General features: G+C 58.7%; 17 protein-coding genes. 7 read left to right on the forward strand and 10 right to left on the reverse strand.

The annotated features are described in order from the left end of the window. Positions 1-23: 23 nt before the first annotated feature. The gene (rnt, locus tag BLT77_RS14030) at positions 24-701 is read right to left on the reverse strand and encodes a ribonuclease T (protein WP_090366461.1); all 678 of its coding nucleotides are present in this window, start codon (positions 699-701) and stop codon (positions 24-26) included. 144 nt (positions 702-845) lie between these two features. Between rnt and BLT77_RS14035 the strand changes: the two genes are divergently transcribed. Next, entirely contained in the window at positions 846-1,712 is an 867-nt protein-coding gene (locus BLT77_RS14035) for a flagellar protein MotY (protein ID WP_090366464.1), read from the forward strand. Positions 1,713-1,875: 163 nt separating this feature from the next. On the opposite strand, the gene fadE is transcribed toward BLT77_RS14035, so the two are convergent. Next, the gene (gene fadE / locus BLT77_RS14040) at positions 1,876-4,326 is read right to left on the reverse strand and encodes an acyl-CoA dehydrogenase FadE (RefSeq protein WP_090366467.1); all 2,451 of its coding nucleotides are present in this window, start codon (positions 4,324-4,326) and stop codon (positions 1,876-1,878) included. A gap of 292 nt (positions 4,327-4,618) precedes the next feature. On the opposite strand from fadE, the gene BLT77_RS14045 reads away from it, so the two are divergent. Next, on the forward strand, positions 4,619-5,404 hold the full coding sequence (locus BLT77_RS14045) for a class II glutamine amidotransferase (protein WP_090366469.1): 786 nt from the start codon (positions 4,619-4,621) through the stop codon (positions 5,402-5,404). Here BLT77_RS14045 and BLT77_RS14050 read toward each other — a convergent pair. Both BLT77_RS14050 and BLT77_RS14055 read right to left on the reverse strand, forming a co-directional pair. Next, the gene (locus BLT77_RS14050) at positions 5,364-6,089 is read right to left on the reverse strand and encodes a DUF3108 domain-containing protein (protein ID WP_090366471.1); all 726 of its coding nucleotides are present in this window, start codon (positions 6,087-6,089) and stop codon (positions 5,364-5,366) included. The two genes, BLT77_RS14045 and BLT77_RS14050, sit on opposite strands and share 41 nt — an antisense overlap. A gap of 85 nt (positions 6,090-6,174) precedes the next feature. Next, positions 6,175-6,528: an MGMT family protein gene (locus BLT77_RS14055; RefSeq protein ID WP_090366497.1), complete on the reverse strand. Its 354-nt coding sequence runs from the start codon at positions 6,526-6,528 to the stop codon at positions 6,175-6,177. A gap of 174 nt (positions 6,529-6,702) precedes the next feature. Here BLT77_RS14055 and imuA point away from each other — a divergent pair, with 174 nt between their 5' ends. From imuA to BLT77_RS14080, 5 genes are all read left to right on the forward strand, one after another. Then, positions 6,703-7,371 (forward strand): translesion DNA synthesis-associated protein ImuA, encoded by a 669-nt coding sequence (gene imuA, locus BLT77_RS14060; protein WP_143026641.1) that lies wholly within the window; start codon positions 6,703-6,705, stop codon positions 7,369-7,371. After that, positions 7,371-8,771, forward strand: coding sequence for a Y-family DNA polymerase (locus BLT77_RS14065; RefSeq protein ID WP_090366504.1), 1,401 nt, complete (start codon positions 7,371-7,373; stop codon positions 8,769-8,771). Before imuA ends, BLT77_RS14065 begins: the two co-directional genes overlap by 1 nt. Further along, a complete protein-coding gene (locus BLT77_RS14070) occupies positions 8,762-11,851 on the forward strand; it encodes an error-prone DNA polymerase (RefSeq protein ID WP_090366507.1) in 3,090 nt (1,029 codons plus the stop codon). The genes BLT77_RS14065 and BLT77_RS14070 overlap by 10 nt, the downstream gene beginning before the upstream one ends. A 144-nt stretch (positions 11,852-11,995) precedes the next feature. After that, positions 11,996-12,205, forward strand: coding sequence for a cold-shock protein (locus BLT77_RS14075; RefSeq protein ID WP_028112390.1), 210 nt, complete (start codon positions 11,996-11,998; stop codon positions 12,203-12,205). A 203-nt stretch (positions 12,206-12,408) separates the two neighbouring features. Beyond that, entirely contained in the window at positions 12,409-14,592 is a 2,184-nt protein-coding gene (locus tag BLT77_RS14080) for a DUF6351 family protein (protein WP_090366510.1), read from the forward strand. Here BLT77_RS14080 and trhA read toward each other — a convergent pair. The 6 genes from trhA to BLT77_RS14110 all read right to left on the reverse strand — a co-directional run bounded on the left by trhA (position 14,589) and on the right by BLT77_RS14110 (position 21,392). Then, positions 14,589-15,239 (reverse strand): PAQR family membrane homeostasis protein TrhA, encoded by a 651-nt coding sequence (trhA, locus tag BLT77_RS14085; RefSeq protein WP_245709956.1) that lies wholly within the window; start codon positions 15,237-15,239, stop codon positions 14,589-14,591. The two genes, BLT77_RS14080 and trhA, sit on opposite strands and share 4 nt — an antisense overlap. A 243-nt stretch (positions 15,240-15,482) precedes the next feature. Further along, positions 15,483-15,926: a protein-tyrosine phosphatase family protein gene (locus BLT77_RS14090; protein WP_090366515.1), complete on the reverse strand. Its 444-nt coding sequence runs from the start codon at positions 15,924-15,926 to the stop codon at positions 15,483-15,485. Between the two features lie 289 nt (positions 15,927-16,215). Further along, positions 16,216-16,905, reverse strand: coding sequence for an aquaporin Z (gene aqpZ / locus BLT77_RS14095; protein ID WP_090366517.1), 690 nt, complete (start codon positions 16,903-16,905; stop codon positions 16,216-16,218). A 176-nt stretch (positions 16,906-17,081) separates the two neighbouring features. Further along, on the reverse strand, positions 17,082-17,978 hold the full coding sequence (locus BLT77_RS14100; RefSeq protein WP_090366654.1) for a DUF808 domain-containing protein: 897 nt from the start codon (positions 17,976-17,978) through the stop codon (positions 17,082-17,084). Between the two features lie 73 nt (positions 17,979-18,051). Beyond that, positions 18,052-19,674: a VRR-NUC domain-containing protein gene (locus BLT77_RS14105; RefSeq protein ID WP_342707547.1), complete on the reverse strand. Its 1,623-nt coding sequence runs from the start codon at positions 19,672-19,674 to the stop codon at positions 18,052-18,054. 95 nt (positions 19,675-19,769) lie between these two features. Further along, the gene (locus tag BLT77_RS14110; RefSeq protein ID WP_090366523.1) at positions 19,770-21,392 is read right to left on the reverse strand and encodes an amidohydrolase; all 1,623 of its coding nucleotides are present in this window, start codon (positions 21,390-21,392) and stop codon (positions 19,770-19,772) included. Positions 21,393-21,488 lie beyond the last annotated feature (96 nt).

A 21,488-nucleotide genomic window follows, 5' to 3' on the forward strand; every position in this document is an offset into this window, starting at 1 on the left:
CGTTCGGGTCGTCTTTATATTAGTTATTCTTGATTTGAATCAGTGCGTTCAGCCTGTTTGATATTTTCTTCAGGCACCTGCCATCCCCCCAAGGACTTCCACTTGTTCACGATGTGGCAAAACAGCTCTGCGGTGCGTTCGGTGTCGTACAAGGCCGAGTGGGCCTGTTTATTGTCGAACTCAACGCCGGCGGTGCGGCACGCTTTGGCCAGCACAGTCTGGCCTAACGCCAGGCCCGAGAGTGAGGCGGTATCAAAGGTGGCAAAGGGGTGGAAAGGCACGCGTTTGATGCCACAACGGCTAATGGCGGCATTCAGAAAACCGTTGTCGAAGGCGGCGTTATGGGCCACCACGATGGAGCGGTGGCAGCCGGCTTTTTTCTGGGCTTTGCGAACCGCTTTGAAAATCTCATGCAGGGCTTCTTTCTCGGAAACGGCACCACGCAGTGGATTGTGGGGATCGATGCCATTAAACTCCAGCGCCGCAGGCTCGAGATTTGCGCCTTCAAAGGGTTCGATGTTGAACTGCAGGCTCTGGGCCGGTTTCAGCCAGCCGTCGGCATCCATCTCCAGCATCACTGCCGCGATTTCGAGAACCGCATCGGTCTGAGCATTGAAGCCAGCGGTTTCAATATCAATGACCACTGGGAAATAGCCTCGGAAACGGTTTACAAGTAAGTTTTCTGGATTGGTTGTGGTCATGCCGCTAGCTTTGAATCATTTTGGGGGCGCAATTATCGCAAAGCTCAGCGATAATGCAAAAGCTTTAAGTGGTTACAGAATAGCCTAAAGCTTATTTTGGCTCGGCCGATACAGGGTGTAGACGAGACAGTTCAGGACATGTGGATGCAGTTAAAAAGAGGCGTTGCCATCATTTCAGCTTTGCTTTCTTGCTCCGCTTACGCGGGAGTGAGGAACTACGTTGCGTCCATTGAGCAATCTCACTGGAGCCTGGCAACTTCGACCCCTTTGCAGTGCACCTTGAAGCACACGATTCCCAACTTCGGTACCGCCGTTTTTAACAGTAAGGCTGGTCGCTCTACCGACCTGGGGTTTGTGTTGCAGATGAAACGTAAACCGGAGCGGGCAACCCGTGCCAGCCTGCGTTCGGTGGCTCCCTCCTGGCGGCCCGGCGTGCCCGCTCGAGACATCGTCTCGGTTACCTATCAGGCTCAGTACGATGCCGAGGTGCCCAAGCAGGCAGCCTGGGTGATGTTGACGGAGCTGGAGCAGGGGATGCAGCCGACGTTTTTTTATCAGGACTGGTACAACCCCTTTGATCAGGTGGCGGTGTCGCTGAACTCGGCTAATTTTCAAAACAGCTACTTTGAGTTTGTCTCCTGCATCGATAGCCTGCTGCCGTACAGCTTTGAGGACATCGCTTTCACGGTACTGAACTTCCGTGATAAAAATGGCAAACTCACCTCTGATTCCCGTCGTAAGCTGAGTCGTATCCGAGAGTTTTTGGCTTACGATCCAACCTTGGAGTTGGTGCTGATCGACGCCTATACCGACAGCTTCGGCTCCGAAGACACCAACATGGCCATCAGTAATGAGCAGGCCGATAAGTTGCGTCAGTTTTTTGTGGATGCCGGCATTGAGGACGATCGCATTGTCAGCCAGGGGCATGGGGAGAAGCGCCATATTGCGACTAACGTCAGCAGCCGCGGCCGGGCTCAGAACCGTCGGGTAGTGATTCGCATGGAGCGTTGATTGGGGTTCAGGCAAGAGAACAAAGGGCGACCTCAGGGTCGCCTTTTTTGTGCCCGGTCGGGATAACGAGCGCCGCGGGCGAGTAAGGCCGCTCCTGAGCCGGCCGAAGAGATAAAAAAACCCCGGCATCAGGCCGGGGTTAGGAGTCAGACAGCCGAGGGGGCTAGGCTGCCTGGACTGGACTGGCCGGTTCATGATCGACCTTCTGAGCCTTGAGCTCTTCAGAATCGAAGTCAGACACGTTGATGGTTTCCAGTCGACCCGTTTCGGCATCACGCAGCAACTGCGCTTCCTCTTCGGTCAGTACATTCAACTCCAGGCCCTTGTCGGCCACTTCATGCAGCTTCCAGAAGGGCAGGCGGCTGCCGGCGGCTTTGCAGACTTTGTCGAACAGCGGCTCGGCGGCCAGGATGTTGCGCAGGGTCTGCTCCTGACGGCCGATGGGGTTGTTCGGGTGCGCTTCCAGCCATTGACCAGCAATCAGGCGATCCCGGGCGGCACACGGCGTTTGCAGGATCTTGGCGATCTTATGGTCCAGCTTGTCAGACGGACGCTTTATCGGTTTGCCGAACGGGAACATGATGAACTTCAGCAGGCCGCCAAAGGCGGGGAAGTTGTCCAACAGTTCATCCAGGGACAGCTGCAGCTTGTGCAGGCTGTCTTCGACCGCCCACTGCATCAGCGGGATGTCGTCGGTTTGGCGACCATCATCTTCGAAGCGCTTCAGGGTGGCCGAGGCCAGATACAGCTGACTGAGTAGATCACCCAGGCGGGCAGAGACGCGCTCTTTACGCTTCAGATTACCGCCCAGCAGAGCCATGGCCAGATCCGACAGCAGGGCCAGGTTGGCACTGAAGCGGTTCATGTGCTGATAGTACCGCTTGGTTGCGTCGGAGTAAGGCGCGCTGGAGAAGCGACTGCCGGTCAGGCCCAGCCAGAAGCTGCGAACGAAGTTAGTGAACACAAAGCCGACGTGGCCCCAGACGGCGCCATCAAACTCATTGAGGCTGCGATTCGGATCTTTATCGAAAGCCGCTTCCATCTCTTTCAGTACATAGGGGTGGCAGCGAATGGCACCCTGGCCGTAGATCACCAGAGAGCGGGTCAGAATATTGGCCCCTTCCACGGTAATGGCAATGGGGGCGCCTTGGTAACCACGCCCCAGGTAGTTATCGGGACCCAGGCAGACCCCTTTACCACCGTGGATGTCCATGGCGTCGATGATGCATCTTTGCATGCGATCGGTCAGGTGCATCTTAACGATGGCGGAGATCACCGACGGCTTCTCGCCCAGACCCAAAGCGGTGGTGGTCATGGCGTTGACCGCATCCATCAAATAGGCGTTACCGCCGATGCGGGCCATTGGCTCTTCAATGCCTTCCATCTTACCGATGGGGGTCTTGAACTGACGACGGATACGGGAATAGGAACCGGTTGCCGCGGCAACGGTCTTGATGCCACCGGCGGAGTTGGAGGGCAGGGTGATGCCACGTCCGACCGACAGGCACTCCACCAGCATGCGCCAGCCTTTGCCAGCCATCTCGGTGCCACCGATGATGAAGTCCAGCGGCATAAACACGTCGTTGCCCAGGGTTGGACCATTCTGGAACATGGTGTTCAGCGGGAAGTGACGGCGGCCGATGATGACGCCGTCTATGTCGGTAGGTACCAGGGCACAGGTAATGCCAATCTCTTCTTCGTCACCGAGCAGGTGATCCGGGTCGCGCAGCTTAAATGCCAGTCCCAATACGGTGGCCACCGGCGCCAGGGTGATGTAGCGTTTGTTCCAGGTCACTTTCATGCCCAGAACCTCTTTGCCTTCCCACTCGCCTTTGCAGACCACACCGTAGTCCGGAATGGAGCCGGCATCGGAACCCGCTTCCGGGCTGGTCAGGGCGAAACAGGGCACTTCCTGACCAACGGCCAGGCGGGGCAGGTAGTAGTCTTTCTGCTCTTCGGTACCGTAATGCTGCAGCAGCTCACCGGGCCCCAGAGAGTTTGGTACACCTACGGTGGACGCCAGAACGGAATCGACGCCGGCCAGTTTTTGCAGAACCTGGGACTGGGCGTAGGGGCTGAATTCAAGACCGCCGTACTTCTTCTTAATGATCATTGCGAAGAACTTGTTGTCTTTCAGGTACTGCCATACCTCTTCCGGAAGATCCGCATCCTGGTGGGACACCTGGAAGGCGTTCACCATGCGAGAAACCTCCTCTACCGGGCCGTCGAGGAACGCCTGCTCCTCAGCGGTCAGGCGGGCCACCGGGATTTTGTGCATCTTTTTCCAGTCTGGAGCACCTGAGAACAGGTCCGCATCCCACCAAATGGTACCGGCTTCAATGGCATCCTTTTCCGTTTGCGACATCTCTGGCATTACTGAACGAAATGCTCTCAGGGCCGGCTGGGTCAGCAGGGATCGACGCAGCGAGGTGACGTTGAATGGAATGAACAGGATGGCAAAGATAATCCAAGCCAGGGTACCAACGATACCGAGCCCGGAACCGATAGCGAGGGCGGCTGCGGCCGCCAGGGTGAATAGGGTCAGCGAGGCACGTTTATAGATGAGCCCCCCTAAAACCACAATAGAGGCAATGCTCCAAACTAGGGTAGTCACGTTAATTCTCCTTGTGTCACCCGCCTGAGAAACCTTCAGGCGAGTTTGCTCTCTGTCACAGTATATGGCCTGGTCTGACCTCTGTCACATAAAAGTAAACGCTCGTTTAAATATCTTCAAGGTTTATTTATCCATAAATATTTCACTTTACTGTAAAACCGTGTTGGGGACTCTGTGCTAAGAGGCGTGGATTCTGGGGTGGCGACAGTTTGAGCGTTTGTAGCCGGTTTGGGTGCAGTGGCGTGAATTTGTGGTTATTCTTCTTCTATTAGAGAGTGATACGGACGATTCCATGTGTGAGCTGCTGGCCATGAGTGCCAACGTACCGACCGACATCGTGTTCAGCTTTACCGGATTGGTGGAGCGGGGCGGTGTGACCGGCCCCCATACCGATGGCTGGGGCATTACGTTTTATGATGGCCCGGGCAATCGCACCTTCCGGGATTGCCAGCCCAGTTGCCGGTCTGAGGTCGCCAGCCTGATCAAAGAATACCCCATCAAGAGCAAGGCGGTGATCAGCCACATTCGCCAGGCTAACCGTGGTCGGGTGTCGCTGGAGAATACCCACCCTTTTTGTCGTGAACTGTGGGGACGCTACTGGACCTTTGCCCATAACGGTCAGCTCAGTAACTACACCGACAAGTTGAAGCCCAAACGCTTCCATCCGGTGGGCAAGACCGACAGTGAGTTGGCGTTCTGCTACCTGATGGATCGACTGGCCCAGCGTTTTCCGGAGAAACCCAAGGACATGCGGCAGGCGTTTCGTTTTATGGCCAACGAGGCCACAGAGCTGGGAAAACTGGGGGTGTTCAACATGTTGCTGACCGATGGTCGCTACCTGTTGGCGGTATGCAGCAACAACTTGTGCTGGATTACCCGCAAGGCCCCATTTGGCGAGGCCAAGCTGATTGATACCGACATGGTGATCGATTTCACCAGTGAAACCAATGAAACCGACATCGTTTCGGTGATTGCCACCCGGCCACTGACCCACAATGAGCAGTGGCACACCATGGCGACCGGTGAATGGCAGCTGTTTAAGGACGGACTGCCGGTGGCGGCGTCGCGGCCTCGCTGAAGGTCAGCCGTTCCAGTCTCAGCTCGGCCTGAACATCGCCATCTTTATACTGGATCAGCTTGGCCAGTACATGATGGTGATCCAGCGCCAGCCACAGATAGGTCTGACGGCTGCTGCCTTCGCCCCGATCCCGGGCCACTTTGATGGTGTCCAGGGTGCCAAACGGCAGCCTCAGTGTCTCTTTCCCCACCACTTTATAGCGGTAGTCCCGCTCCTTGTTTTTGTAGACGATGGGATACAGCATGTCGGTGTCTCCCCGGGCGACGTCCAGCCGCAGTTGCAACTGGTAGCTGAGGGGGTCGAACCTGGGTTGGCTCCAGGGCAGTTGTTTGCGCTCATCCCGATACTGGGCATCGATGCGTTGTAGCTGCCAGTCAAAACTGATGCTGGCATGGAAATCCGGGCCGGTTCCTGAGCGCTTCATGCGGTACTTACTGGGCATCAGGGTGGTGCCATTGACTCTGAACTCGCTGATTTCGGTGCGGGTATCCGACAGAAACAGCCAACCCACTTTGCTTTGGTAGTCCAGGGAGTAGAGCCCGTCCTGCTGCTGTTGCAGTTGATAATAGCCGCTGCCCAGCTGGGAGTTGCCGCGCCAGACCTGATAATCCGCCCGGTAGGGCAACAGTGGGTTGGCGACGCCGCTGGCGGTCAGTAATAGCGCCATTAATGGCCAGATTCGCATCGGCCCTCCTTAGTGAAACGGAATAGACAGTGTTGAGTGTAGAGCAGTTATTTGGCCTCAATGAGTCAAGCATTCCGCCGTGTGGTTAAAACGGCAGTTGCCACAGCAACTCGGCCAGATCCGGTTGCCACTGATACTCCGACATTCTTACCCGGCCGTTACGAACCACAACGCCCTCTTCACGGAGCCGGTACTGCTGTTCCAGAAAGCCGGGGCTGCCCGGGGGCAGGGAAATTTTTCCGGCGGCATTGAGGACCCGGTGCCAGGGCAGGGTCAGGGTATCCGGTGCCAGTTTCAGGGCTCTGCCCGCCAATCTTGCCCGCCCGGGCAGCCCGGCCAGATCCGCCAACTGGCCATAGCTGACCACCTTACCCGTCGGCACCTGCCGGCAAACCTGCCAGATACGCTGCTCTTTACTCAGGGCTGGGGTGTTGTTCATGGTTGGGAGCTCGTGCTGATTGCCGGGGATGAACCAGCAGTGTACTGAATTTAGGATGGGTTTTCAGTGTTGCTTGTTCAGGGGCGGGGTTGGGGGAGCGCAATCGGGTCACGACGGTTGGATTTTAGCGTAAAATCGTTAATACTGTATGAATGTACAGTGGTGGCGATAATCATGCTAAAACCCGTTGATTCATTATTACAGCGAGACGATCTGTGGCTGGCCAGTCAGTGGCAGCAGCAGCAGGGGGGGATCGCGACCGGTTTTGAGGCGCTGGATCAGTGCCTGTGCCATGGAGGCTGGCCCGACAAGGGCGTTATCGAGGTACTGATGGCAGCGCCGGGTACCGGCGAGTCGCTGTTGTTGCAGCGTTTGTTGTGTCCGGGAGAGGATCAGTGGCTGTTGCTGGTGTGTCCTCCTTATCTGCCTTATGCCCCGGCCTGGATGCAGCAGGGGATCGAGTTGGCCAATGTGGTGTGCCTGACGGACCTGGATCGCAAAGAGCAGCTGTGGGCAGCGGAGCAGGGGCTGGCCAGCGGCAGTTGTCAGCGGGTATTGCTGTGGCTTGATACGTTGTCGGTCAGCGAATCCCGACGTTTGCAGCTGGCGGCCGAGCGAAGTGGCAGCGTGGCGGTGGTGTTTTTACCTCGGAAGATCGAGTGCGACAGCCATCCGGTCAGCCTGCGGGTGCACTGGACACCGGAGTCGGTCGGAGCGACGCTGCAGATCCTCAAGCAGCGCGGTGGCTGGCGTCAGCCCCAGCAGCGGCTCTGTGTGCAACCGCAAGGGTGGCATCTGCCGGAACGGCCGCCGGCAGCAACGCTGTTGCAAGGTCCCTGGTGATGCTGTGGCTGGGACTGCATTTTGTCGATCTGGCGCTGCACCATCAACTGCAGGTGCATTCGGAGCCGGTGGCGGCCGCCCTGATCGGTGGCCAGCCTCGACGGGTGTGCCAGTGTAACGAGATGGCGCAGGCTCTGGGGGTGGCCACCGATCAGAGTGTGGCCACGGCCACCGCACTGTGCCCCGAATTATGGCTGCTGGAGCCGCTGGCAGATGAGCAAGAGGTGTTACTGGAGCTGGCTCAGTGGGCTTACGGTTTCAGTGGCCGGGTGGTGCTGGTGGCGCCAGATTTACTGCTGCTCGAGGGCAGCAGCATGCTGCGCCTGTTCCAGGGGCTGGATGGTTGGCGCCAAGCGATCAACCGGGGGCTGGCGGCCCTGGGGCTGCCATGTCAGCAGGGGCTGGGGTTGACGCCGCTGGCGGCGACGGTGCTGGCCCGCCAGGGGCGGGACGGCAACAGCGGCGATCCTCACCGGCTCGATAGCCTGTTGCGGGCGTTGCCGGTGACGGCGCTGCAGCTACCGGGTGACTGTGCTGAGCGACTGATGCAGATGGGCATTGCTCAGACTGATCAGTTGCTGGCTCTGCCCCGGTCGGAGCTGGGTTCCCGTTTTGGTGCCGAGCTGCTGCTGCACCTGTCGCGATTGCAGGGAGAGTTGCCTGATCCCCGCCCTGAATATCAGCCGTCGCCTCAGTTTCTGCAGAAGCGGTTGCTGCTGGAAGAGGCGGAGCAGGCGCCGATGTTGCTGTTTCCTCTGCAAAGCATGGTGGCGGCACTGGCGGAATTTTTGCGCCAGCGGCAACTGGCGTGCAGTCAGTTTAGCCTGAGTTTGATTCACCGTCAGGGGCCGGCCACTCGAGTGGTGCTGCGTCCGGCGTTTGCCGAAAGTCAGCGCCAGGCCCTGTTTAAGCTGCTGCAGCTGAGGTTTGAACGCCTGACACTGTACCAGCCGGTGACGGAGTTGGTGCTGCAGAGTGAGCAGTTGAGCCCGCTGAGTCTGGCGTGCGAAGGGCTGAGCGAAAGCGGCCAGTCCTTGGTGGCCAGTCAGCAGCCGCGACGGGAGCTGATCTCGCAACTGACCGCCCGCCTGGGTGAGGAGCGGGTTCGGGGCATCGCCACCGTGGATGAGATTCGGCCGGAGCGGGCCTGGCGCTGGGCCGGTTTGGGGGAGGGCAGCGAGCCGGTGGCCTCGCGGCCGCGGCCGCCGTGGTTATTGCCCGAGCCTCAAGCGGTGAATCGGCAACAGCTTCAGTTGCACCAGGGGCCGGAGCGGTTGGAGTCCGGCTGGTGGGACGGGGAGCCGGTGTGCCGGGATTACTATCTTGCCCAGACGGGCGATCATCGTTGGTGCTGGGCATTTCGCCAGCACAACGGCTGGTTTATTCATGGATGGTTCTAGTGGTGGATTATGCTGAGCTGCACTGTCTGAGTAATTTCAGTTTTCTGCGCGGGGCCTCTCATCCACAGGAGCTGGTGGCGGAGGCGGCTTGCCAGGGCTACCGGGCCATCGCCTTGACCGATGAGTGTTCACTGGCGGGGATCGTCAAGGCCTGGGAGGCGGCCAAAATCCATGGGATTCGGCTGTTGGTGGGCAGTGAATTCCGGTTGCCACAGGCCACGGTGGTGGTGCTGGCCCAAAGCCGCCGAGGCTATGGCCAGCTGTCGGCACTGATCACCCGTAGCCGTCGCCGCAGCCCGAAAGGGCACTACCAGATCCATTGGGCCGATTTTGATGAGCGCCTGAGTGAGTGCCTGTTGTTGTTGCTGGTGGACGACGAGGCGCCGGAGTCGGCATTGGATCCCATTTGCCAGCAGCTGCAAGATGAATTTACCGATCGCTGCTGGCTGCTGCTGGAGCGCCACTTTTGCCCGCAGGATCACCGCCGGTTGCAACTGGTGGAGTCGTTGTCGTTGCGTTGGTCGTTACCGGTGGTCTGTGCCGGAGGGGTGCGTATGCACCGTGCTGAGCGACAGCAACTGCTGGATGTCCTCAGCTGTGTGCGCCATGGCTGTACCTTGTCGCAGGCGGGGTGGCGACTCAGTGGCAATGCCGAAGCGCACATCAAACCGTTGCCGGCTTTGGCCCGGCGGTTTCGTCCCCAATGGCTGGCGGCCACGGTGGCGATCGCCGAACGTTGTCAATTTGAGCTGGAGGAGCTGCGGTATCAGTACCCGGCGGAGGTGGTACCACAAGGGATGACGGCGTCGGCGTACCTGCGTCAGCAGGTGGCCGCCGGGGCTCAGCGGCGTTATCCGCAGGGGGTCCCGCCCCAGGTGCAGCAGCAGATTGAGACCGAGTTGGCGCTGATTGATGAGCTGAGCTATCACTATTTTTTCCTGACCATCTACGACATCGTTCGCTTTGCCAAAGCCCGGCGGATTCTGCACCAGGGGCGGGGATCGGCCGCCAACTCTGTGGTGTGTTACTGCCTGGGGATCACCGAGGTGGACCCGGTGCAGGTAAACCTGCTGTTTGAGCGATTTATCTCCCGTGAACGGAATGAGCCGCCGGACATCGATGTGGATTTCGAGCATCAGCGCCGGGAGGAGGTGATTCAATACATCTACGGGAAATATGGTCGGGAGCGGGCGGCGTTGGCGGCCACGGTGATCAGCTATCGCTTCAAGAGTGCCCTTAGGGATGTGGCCAAGGCACTGGGGCTGGATGACGGTTATCAGGATTATCTGATCAAGCAGGTGGATCGCCGGGACGGCAACAGCAGTTGGCAACAGCAAACCCGGGCACTGATGCAGGGCCGGGAGACTCCCGCCGGAGCCGCGGCTTTTCTGGTGCCTCTGGTGGAGACTTTGCTGGGGTTTCCTCGCCACCTGTCCCAGCATGTGGGCGGTTTCATTATCTCGTCGGGCCCGCTGTCTGAGCTGGTGCCGGTGGAGAATGCGGCCATGGCCGATCGCACCGTCATTCAGTGGGATAAAGATGATCTGGAAGCGCTGGGACTGCTGAAGGTGGACATACTGGCTCTGGGAATGCTCAGTGCCATTCGCCGCTGTTTTGATCTCATCGGTCAATGGCAGGGGCGGCCCTACGGCATGGATGATGTGGTACGCGAACAGCCCCAGGTGTATGACATGCTGTGTCGGGCCGACAGCATCGGCGTGTTCCAGATTGAATCGCGGGCGCAAACCAATATGTTGCCCAGGTTGCGCCCCCGCTGTTATTACGATCTGGTGGTGCAGATCGCCATTGTCCGGCCAGGGCCGATTCAGGGAGACATGGTTCACCCCTACCTGAGGCGGCGCCATGGGCAGGAGGCGGTATCCTACCCCAGCGAAGCGGTTCAGCAGGTACTGGAGCGTACCCTCGGAGTGCCGATTTTTCAGGAGCAGGTGATTAAGCTGGCGATGGTGGCCGCCGGATTTTCCGGCGGGGAGGCGGATCAGTTGCGGCGGGCCATGGCCAGTTGGAAGCGCCACGGTGAGCTGGATCGGTTTGAAAAAAAGTTGGTTGAGGGGATGGCAAGCCGGGGCTACAGCAATGAGTTTGCCCAGCAGGTGTTCAATCAGATTCGCGGCTTTGGTGAGTACGGTTTTCCTGAGTCCCACTCTGCCAGTTTTGCGTTGCTGGCGTACGTGTCGGCGTACCTGAAGTACCACTACCCGGTGGCGTTTTGCTGCGCCCTGCTCAACAGTCAGCCCATGGGGTTTTATACGCCGTCGCAATTGGTGCAGGATCTGCGTCGGCATGGCGGTGAAGTGTTGCCGGTGTCGGTAAATCACAGTGACTGGGATCACCGGCTGGAATCGGTTGCAGGGAAACCGGCGTTACGCCTGGGGTTGCGGTTGGTGAAAGGCCTGGGGGAGGAGGCCGGGCAGGCCGTGGTGGCACAGCGGCCGGAGTTGGGGTATCAGGACAGTCAGCAGTTGGTGGCACGGAGTCGGTTGGACAGAGGCAGCCTGGAGCGCCTGGCCAGTGCCGACGCCCTTAAGTGCATGAGTGGCCACCGCTATCAAGCCCGCTGGCAGCTGGCGGCGGTGACCGAACAGTTGCCGCTGTTCGGGGAGCAGCCGCTATCCTCTCGGGTAGCGTTGCCGCCGCCGGGAGCGGCTCAGGAGATGCTGGCGGACTTTCAGCAGTTGGGACTGACTCTGGGGCAACACCCGATGGCGATGCTGCGTCAGCGGGGTGATCTGACGGGGCAGCGAACGGCAGAGCAGCTGCAGCAGTGTCGTCATGGGCAACTGGTGACTTTGACTGGCGTGGTGGTTGGGCGTCAACGACCGGGTACCGCCAGCGGAGTGACGTTTATCACCCTCGAGGATGAGACAGGCAACGCCAATGTGGTGGTCTGGGCCGGTACCGCCCGGGTTCAGAGGCAGCCCTATTTGACTGCCCGGTTGTTGCAGGTGCGGGGTGTGGTGGAGAAGGCGGGCAGGGTGGTGCACCTGATGGCAGGCAAATTGACTGATAAGAGTGAGCTGATTGACAATTTCAAGGTGAAATCACGAAATTTTCGTTAAGAAATAGTGTTCATCATTCGATCACTGGCTGTAATTGATAAAAAAATCGCCAGATGGTTTGTAAACCCAAACATCCTGAGTATAATTGATATCGATAGCAGGTAATACGGATTGCCTGTGCGTTTGATTTAGAAAGAGTTAGATATGTCTGAACAAGTTACTGGTACAGTTAAGTGGTTTAACGACGAAAAAGGATTTGGCTTCATCTCCCGTGAAGATGGCAAGGATGTGTTCGTGCACTTCTCTGCTATCCAGGGTAATGGACGCCGTACTTTGGTTGAAGGTCAACAGGTTACTATGACCGTGACTCAGGGTCAGAAAGGCCCTCAAGCAGAGAACGTAAGCGTTATCTAACACTTACAAAAGATTCGAGGCCCTTGCCGTATGGCGAGGGCTTTTTTTTGTCCGTTTTTTGACTTCCGGTGCGTTTCCGACCCCCCCGACCAGATGGAGACCGGCGCCGATCTGGCAAATACTTACTGTCACGGCGTGCTGTTAAGTGGCCCCGATGGTGAGGCCAGGCGCACAGCATCGGGTCGCTGCACAAGGGGGCGGAGATGGTGAAGTGGTTGTTCTGGGCCGGAGTATTGCTGTTGTCAGGCTTACTGGTCACCGTGGGGTACTACCAGTACCGGGATTGGCATCACCCTTACCGTGCTATCCAGGTTCGACAGCTGCCGCCGCCGGAGAGCAGGCCGATGTTGAGTATCGAGACTCACCTGGCACTCACTCCGCGACCGCCAGAAACCTATGTCTTTCCCATTCCTCTGGGGCAGGTCGGCCCCGCGGAGCCTCTGTATGCGGGGGCCCGCCAATACCCGTTTTTCTGCATGACACTGGCTTCCGGATTGGGGCAGCCGCTTATCGATAACCAGAGAGGAGAGGGAGTGGCGGTGTATGATGAGCGGGGCAGCCAGCTGGGTGACACCATATTGGGCTACAGTCGCGATTGTGGCCTGCCCTCGGTGCTGAACTACTTTTACCTTGACCGGCACGGGGCTTTGCGGTCCTATCTGCCTGACAACCCGGTGCCACCGTCTCAAGTGGCGCAAACGGAGATTGGCGGTCGCTCTGTGGCCCAGATCTACCGGGTCGAGAGTGGCACCATCAACCGCTACATCTACCACATCGCCATGCTGGCGACGCCAGCCACGGCCAGAGAGCAGGCTCCTTGGTGGAACCGCAAACTGATCTATCAATTTCATGGTGGCAGTGGTATCGGTTTTCGACAGGGGCGGTTAAAGCCGTCGAAAATTGTTCGCAAGCGCTTACAGCAACTGCAGCAAGGCTACGCGGTGATCAGCTCTACCGGTAATAAAACCAGCTACACCTACGACATGGTTCGGGCCGAGGATACCGCCCGCAGGGTCAAGCACCAGTTTGTGTCACTGTACGGTCAGCCTCGTTACACCATCGGCATCGGTGGCTCCGGTGGCGGCCTGAGCCAATACCTGATGGCGCAAAATCGCAGCCAGGTCATCGATGGAGCCCTGGCGTTGTACGCCTATCCGGACATGGTGACTCAGGCTTTGTACGGTCTGGATTGCGATCTGTTCAACACCTATTACGCTTTTCGCAGCCCCAGACGACATCGGTGGCAGGACTTTGATAATCGCACCGAACTTGAGGGTCTCAATGCGGCGGCCGGTTTTAGTCAACGGGCGCCGTTTCTGGAGCCGTTGAATCAGCTGCTGCACGGGCGCTGGCCCAGTTGGCCTCAGGGTTCCAGTGAGTGCATCAACGGCTGGTTTGGCCTGTCGGCGCTGATTCATAACCCGAGGCAGGGCTACATTCGGCCGATGTTCAGTGATGCCATTAACCGACAGCAACACTGGAGTTATTGGGAAGATTTGGTGCAGATTTTCGGCCGGGATCAACATGGCTTTGCCCGCGCGGCCTGGGGTAACCGGGGAGTGCAGTATGGCTTACGGCCGTTGCGACAGGGGCGGATTTCGGTGCCGGAGTTCTTGCACCTGAATCGTCACATTGGCAGCTGGCAGGCTACCGAGGGGATGAGTCGTGAAGCCATCTGGATGCCATTGGGGATGCAGTTGCCGTTATGGTTGTCACTGTGGGGCAATCACAATATCACCGAAGGAGCTCCGGCCCCGCGCCGGCAACCGGATCCCCATGCGGTGGCTCGGGCTTATCGTACCGGTCAGGTGTTTGTGGGGGCCAACCCCATTCCGGTCATTGATCTGCGCCATTATCTGGAGGAGCGGCTGGATATGCATCATCTGTCGGCCTCCTTTGAAGCCCGTTCCCGTATTCTGGATTGGCACGGGCATACCGATAATCAGGTGATCTGGGTATCGGATTATCGCTACACGCCGCTGAAAGAAGCGTTTGAAGCCATGGAGTTGTGGTTGCAGGCCAGGTTGATGGGGCAGTCGCGACCGGCTCAGATAGAGGATCAGTGTTTCGATGCCAACGGGCGGGTGCTCCAGCGCGGCGCCGAGGTCTGGGACGGTCGATGGAATGGCCGCCAGCCGGGGGCGTGCAGCAAACGTTATCCTCACTTCAGCAATGCCCGGGTTCAGGCTGGTGGACCCTGGCGGGGCAGTGTGTTCCAGTGCCGGTTACTGCCTGTCGATGAAGCACTGGCTCAGGGGCAGTATGGTGAGGTGGCGGTGGCTCCCTATCTGGCTCAGCTCAGGCAGGTGTTTCCCGATGGCGTCTGCGACCTGACGGGGGTCGATGCCATGCGTCCGCCGGACTTGACTCCGGCGGCTGGATTCTAGGCGGAGGGGATGATGTAGGCGGCGATGGCGACGCAGTGGCAAACCGCTCCAGCCAGTACGCACAGGTGCCAGATGGCGTGGGTATAGGGGGTTTGTTTGGCTACATAGAACACCACACCACCGCTGTAGCACAGGCCGCCGATCCACAGCAGGTGGAAACCGGCGCTGGGCAGAACCTGATACAAAGGGTAGATCACTAACAAGCAGAGCCAGCCCATCACCAGATAGGTGGCCAATGCCAGTTTCTTGAAGCGATGAATAAAGAAGGTTTTAAAGATCACTCCGGCGATGGCCATGGACCAAATAGTGGCCAGAATCAGGTCGGCTTTCCAGCCTTCCAGGCTAATGGACATCATCGGTGTGTAGGTGCCGGCGATCAGCAGATAGATGGCACAATGATCCAGCCGCTTAAACACCTTCTTGGCGCTGGGGTTGGAGATGGAGTGGTACAGCGTCGAAAACAGAAACAGCAGAATCATACTGGCGCCGTAGATGCTTACGGCGGCAATCTCCCAGCCCGACAACACCGGGATACCCTTGGTGAGCATCAGGGTAAGGCCGACGATGGCGGCGGCAACCCCCAGTCCGTGGGTGATGGCGTTGGCGATCTCTTCCCCTTGAGAGTAGGGCATAGTGGCTGAGGCCATAGGGTTCCTTTGCGGTTGCTGCATAAAAAGTCCGACCAGTGTAGCAGGAGATTATTTAAGCGTACACATGTACGCCTAAAAAGTTTGGGGCGATGTTCAGTCCACCTTCAAACAACTGGGAAGGTCACCCAGGGCGTTAAGCGGCAGTGGGTCTGAATAGACCCATGATGAAGTGAATGAGCAGGATTTTCCAGTCGGGGTAAGTCTTAAGACGGGGGCAGCCTAGGCTGCCACGTTCGGCCGTTATTGAACCACTTTGGCAATCTGCAGCAGCGACAGCAACTGGGGTTCATCCAGCTCGATTGGAGGCTGGCCTTTGCTGGCCAGTTTCAGTGCCTGCTCAAAGTCGTGCTCTTTGCGGATCAGGTAGGCGGCGATGGCACTGACGGTGCGCTTTCGACCGTCATTGCAGTGAATGGCCACCGCACCGTCAAAGCGGTCGATGAACTGCTCCAGCTGCTGCAGCTGCTGAGGGCTGACGGTCTGACCGTCTTCGGTGGGTAGCCATAGGTAAGGCAGTTGCCAGTTGTGATACAGCTGATGATTGTCTTCGTTCTCCAACAGCGAAACCACGGCCTGGAATCGTGATTTTGCCAGAGTATCCAGTTCATGAGTCTGAGGCTTGCGCATGCCGGCAAGGCGACCCGGGATAATCCACCAGGGGGTCAGGGTGTCAGAATGTGTCATGGTGCTCTCCTGTAGTCGTCGGTGAGAGTAGTGTAGAAAGTTTGCGGTGCGTAGGTGAAAGGAAACCGGCGGATTTCGGCGTTTCGTTCAGACTCAATTAAGGCGGATGATTGTCGCTTTACTTGGGGTTAAGTGCGCCTAAGTTTGGCGAAAATGCTTCGATCACCGATAACGCAATGGATACGATTGGCAACCTGAGTGTAACTATTGCGGGGCAAATGATGCACAATTGCACCGTTTGGGCCCATCGCCTGCCATCGGCGGCAATGGGCCCTGAATGAGCCGGGATTCAGCTTGGATCAGAACCCAGGTAACGGTAGATGAAGGCACCCAGTACGGCACCGGCAATGGGCGCGAGCCAGAACAGCCACAGCTGAGACAGGGCCCAGTCGCCCACGTAGAGGGCCACACCGGTACTGCGGGCAGGGTTGACCGAGGTGTTGGTGACCGGGATGCTGATCAGGTGGATCAGAGTCAGGCACAGGCCGATGGCCACCGGCGCAAGTCCAGCCGGTGCCCGGGGATCGGTGGCGCCAAGAATGACCACCAGAAATACCATGGTCATCACCACTTCGGTGAGCAGCGCCGCACCCAGGCCGTAGCCGCCGGGAGAGTGATTGCCGTAGCCATTGGCGGCAAACCCGGCGCTGACATCAAACCCCGGGGCGCCGCTGGCGATCAAAAACAGCACTCCCCCAGCCACCAGGCCGCCCGCGACCTGGGCCAGAATGTAGGGCAGCAGGGCGCTGGCCTCAAAGCGGCCGCCGGCCCACAGGCCAATGGAGACCGCCGGGTTCAGATGACAGCCGGAGATGTGGCCCAGGGCAAATGCCATGGTCAGCACGGTTAAGCCAAATGCCAGTGCCACGCCCAGCAGGCCGATGCCCACGTCGGGAAAGCCCGCGGCTAATACGGCACTGCCGCAGCCGCCAAGAACCAGCCAGAAGGTACCGATGAATTCTGCACAATAGCGTTTCATGCCTTGCTCCATGTCTGCCACAGGGGGGGCCACGCCATAGACTGAGTAACTGTCTGGTTCACAGGCAGTTACTTGATAATCAGCGGGCGTTCACAGTGTAGACCAGAGTGGACAGGCCTGCCTTTTAGGCGCCGGGGCAGGGAGCGGGGCCGAAGTCAGGCTTCGGCCCACAGTGATCAATGACGGAGTCTGGCGATGAGGTGAGCGATGGCCACCAATACAAAGCCTGCAATCATGCCGATGAGGCCGTTCAGTAGGGCGGGCACCAGCGCCGACGCGATATGGCCGATGGCTGGAATCAGGGCGGTTTCGGCGGCGGCCTCGGAGATCCATTCGCTGAACAGGTGTACGCCGTGACTCAAGATGCCACCGCCGACCAGGAACATGGCAATGGTGCCAATCAGCGACAGAGACTTCATCAGTTTCGGAGCGGCGGCCAGCAGCAGTCGGCCAAAAGACTGGGTCAGGGGAGTGGAACGCTGGCTCAGGTACAGTCCGGCATCGTCGATCTTCACTATGACCGCCACCAGTCCGTAGACACCAATGGTCATCAGGATTGCTATGGTCGACATGGTCGCCACCTGGGTCATAAAGGGGGCGGCGGCCACCACCCCCAGAGTCAGGACGATGATCTCGGCCGATAGAATAAAGTCGGTGCGGATGGCGCCTTTGATCTTGGTGTGTTCATACAACTGCTGATCGTCACCGCTGAGGTTCGGCGTCTGGTGGTGACTCTTTTTTGAGGTCATCTCCAGTACTTTTTCTGCTCCTTCAAAACAGAGGAACAGGCCGCCAAGCATCAGCAGTGGCGTAATCAGCCAGGGAATAAAGGCACTGATGGCCAGTGCGGCGGGCACCAGAAAGCACTTATTCAGAAATGAGCCCTTAGCCACCGCCCAGATCACCGGCAGTTCCCGGTCGGCTTTAACTCCGGAGACCTGTTCGGCATTCACGGCCAGATCGTCACCAAGCACGCCTGCAGTCTTACGGGCCGCCACTTTGCTCATAACGGCAACATCATCGAGCAGAGAGGCGATGTCATCCAGAAGGGTTAATAAACTGGCTCCGGCCATTTCGGTATCATCCAATACAAAATCAGTAAGTTAGCCACACAGGATAGGCCTGACACCAGCGGACTTCAACCGCCTAATCGTCGGAGGATGCGTCGATGGTCACATAACAGACAGCGGCTTGGATGTCGTGATCGTCAAAGAAGGTCAGCCAGCGAATCTGGTTGTCTCTCAAGCTGTCGCCCGGACCTTTGACTTCCAGCCACAGACAGCGGTTATTCCGGGTCAGAAACAGATCCGGGTGGCCACTGCGGTTGGCCTTGAGATCAAACAGTAATCGTCGAAAGCAGGCGGTCAGCTGGGCATGGCTTAAGCTGGATAACGCCGATTCGATCAGCGGCCGGCTGATCCCGTCCCAGTTGACCCAGTAGTTGGCGATGCCCTGTTTTTGGTCAAAGGTGTCCAGCAGCTGGGCAGGCTGCCAGCGAGACAGGATTCGGTCGATGGCGTCGCGCCGTGTTTGAGTGAACTGAGGGCTGAACATGTCTGTGGGACCAAGCTGATAAGGGTTGAGGAAGGCGCCTTGAACCGGTGCGAAGATCGCCGGCCAGAATGCCAGGCCAAACAACGCGTTGAGCAGAGCGTTTTCGCAGTAATGCGCCTGCCATCCCTGTGCTTGGTAGTGTTCGGCGACCAGCAACTCTATCGGTGCGTCTTTGCCATTCAGGGTCAATGTGCACTGCTGAATCTGGGGCGGAGCTAGCTGAGGATACTCAAAAGGCGCAATCCGGTTCAGTTTTTTCCCCAGACGGCGGGCAACGGTGAGCTCCTGTTCGTTCTCCGGTTGGTCGAGCATGGCCCGAACCAGCGGGCGGGCCCGGTGGGGCGCATCGGCGTTCAGATGCAGCCTGGCCTGGCGCTCGCGACTGGGCGCGAGCTGGCTGTGCTGATACAAAGCCAAAGCCTGTTGTGGCTGCTTATCGCGCTCATACTCACGGGCAATCTCCAGCAGCAGTCGCTGTCGTCGCCGTTCCCATCTGGGCCAGGGCAGGGGCAAAGGCAGCTCGTCGGCCAGTGCCAGAATCGCCAAGCGATCTTTCTGTTCTGAGGCAAGCTGACGGCGCTTATCGAGTTGACTCAGCTGTCGGGCGGCCTCCAACTGCGATCGCTGCTCGAAGGCGTTCAGGCTGGGATCCAGCGAGTAGTTTTCAAATACCTGAATGCCAAGATCACTGACCACAAACTGGGCCAAATCCTGACGGGCGTTGCCGAAATAGAGCAGCAGCAGGGTCTCGAGCAGCTCGGTCTGGCTGAGGACAATCAAGGCCAATTCGGGTAACGGGTGTGCCTGCAGTTCAAGCTGCGCCACCAACTCAGGTTTTCTCAGCTTTCCCAGCCCGGCGGGGACGTAACGGAGTATCTCGGCTTTGGTCACCCAGGGGGCCAGTTGTGACCAGCTGCCGGGTTGAAACGGCTGAATCATGCCTGCGTCCAGCAGGGCGGTTATGGCGCCGGCCAGATCGTCGATCTCGGGGTAACGGAGTTTATCGGTGCGAAACACCGGACCTTTTCTGGACAGCAGGCGTACGCACAGGCAGCGTCCCGAATGGGGCAGGGTGTCAAACTCCCGAATCCACCGCAGTTCGTCGTCGTTCAGTAGCGATCGGTAACGGCCCACGACATCGTTTACCATCCGGGTGAAATTGCTGAGGTAGTAGTCTTGAGGTAATTCGGGTCGTGGGGACGAACTCACGTGCACTGCTCATGTTGACCTGGGATGCCCTAACCATACCGAAGCGGGGGCCCGGTGCAACCGTTCAGTGCCGATCGCCGGGCCGCGTTTTCGCCGCGCTGTCAGAGGCCGGGTTTCTGGTAGACCGGTTGGCCGTCGATGTAGGTCGCCAGGACCTGAGTCTGCCAGATCTGCTCTACCGGTACGGTGAAGTAGTCGCGATCAATCAGGATAAAATCGGCCCTCTTGCCTGGCTCCAGCGAGCCCTGCTGTTGCTCTTGAAAGCTGGCGTAGGCGGCCCCCAGGGTAAAGCCATGCAGTGCCTCTTCGCGGCTCAGACTTTGCTTCGGGTACCAGCCCCCCTCGGGGTGACCTTGATGATTCTGGCGTGACACCGCCGAGTACAGCCCCCAGAAGGGGTTAGGTGATTCGATGGGAAAGTCGGATCCGGCAGCAAAAGGGATGCCCTGATTGATTACGGTTTTCCAGGCGTAGGCGCCATGGATTCGCAAAGGCCCAAGCCGGTCTTCGGCCATATTCATGTCGGAGGTGGCGTGGGTCGGCTGCATGGAGGCAACTATGCCGGCGGCTTTGATGCGGACAAAGTCGTTAGGCTCGACCACCTGCAAGTGCTCGATGCGGTTGCGCTGCTCTGGTTTACCATAGCTGATCATCGCTTCCAGCACCTCGCGGTTGCCTCGGTCGCCAATGGCATGGACGTTGGCCTGGAAGCCACGGTTAATGACTCCTTTGATGCGCCTTTTGAGTTCTTTTATGGGGTGAATCAACAGGCCCCTGTGCCCTTTCATATCGCTGTAGTCGTCCAGCAGGGCGGCACCGCGACTGCCCAGGGCACCATCGGCATAGAGCTTCACCGAGCGGGCGATAAGCCGATCGCCGTAGTAGGGGCCCGGCATGCGGCTGAGGGTATCCAGATCCGACACCATGGCGTAGATTCGAATTGGCAACTGTTGCTGCTGATCCCACGCCTGGTACATCTGTAATGTTCGATAGTCGACGCCGGCATCGTGGACTCCGGTGAGGCCCAGTGAGGCCAACTTGCGAGTGGCGGAGCGGAAGGCCGCTTCGGTTTCGTGGGGCTCGCGAGATGGAAGGCGCCCCTCCACCAGCCCCATGGCGTTGTCGATCAGAATGCCGGTCGGCGAGCCGTCGGCATTGCGCAGCAGTTGGCCGCCCTCCGGATCGGCGGTGGCCGGAGTGATACGGGCCAGGGTCAGTGCCCGGCTGTTACCCCAGCCGGCGTGCCCGTCTACCCGGCGTAGCCAGACCGGACGCTCCGGCACGACGGCATCCAGATCACTGGCGGTGGGAAAAGCGGTATCGGGCCACAGCTCCTGATTCCAGCCCCGGCCGCGAATCCAGGTCAGATGGGGGTGGGCGTCGGCGAACTGACGTAAACGTTCCAGCGCGGCCTGCTTGCTGGTGACGCCGCTGAGGTCAAGATCCGATTGCAGATAGCCCAGCCCCATAATATGGCCATGGGCGTCAGTCAGACCGGGCAGCAGAGTGTGGCCTTTGCCATCGATAAGCCGGTTCGGGGAAAGCCCTCTGAAGCCGTCTCGTGGCGCGGTCGCCACCACTTTTCCGTCGTCGATGTGCAGGGCTCCAAAGCGCTGTACTCCTTGATCGGTAAGGGTGTAGCCATTGACGTTGTTGATCACCAATGAGTCGGCAAGCGACCCGGTAGACAGAGCCAGACACAGGGCTCCCAGCAGAGCGCGCATTTCAATTCCTTTTGAATAGAGTGAGTTAGATTGATCCTCTTAGGGCGAGGACTACGGTATCAGCATGGGGCCTGACGAGGCAATGACCGATGTCAT

The organism is Ferrimonas sediminum (assembly GCF_900100175.1).
Classification (GTDB): domain Bacteria; phylum Pseudomonadota; class Gammaproteobacteria; order Enterobacterales; family Shewanellaceae; genus Ferrimonas; species Ferrimonas sediminum.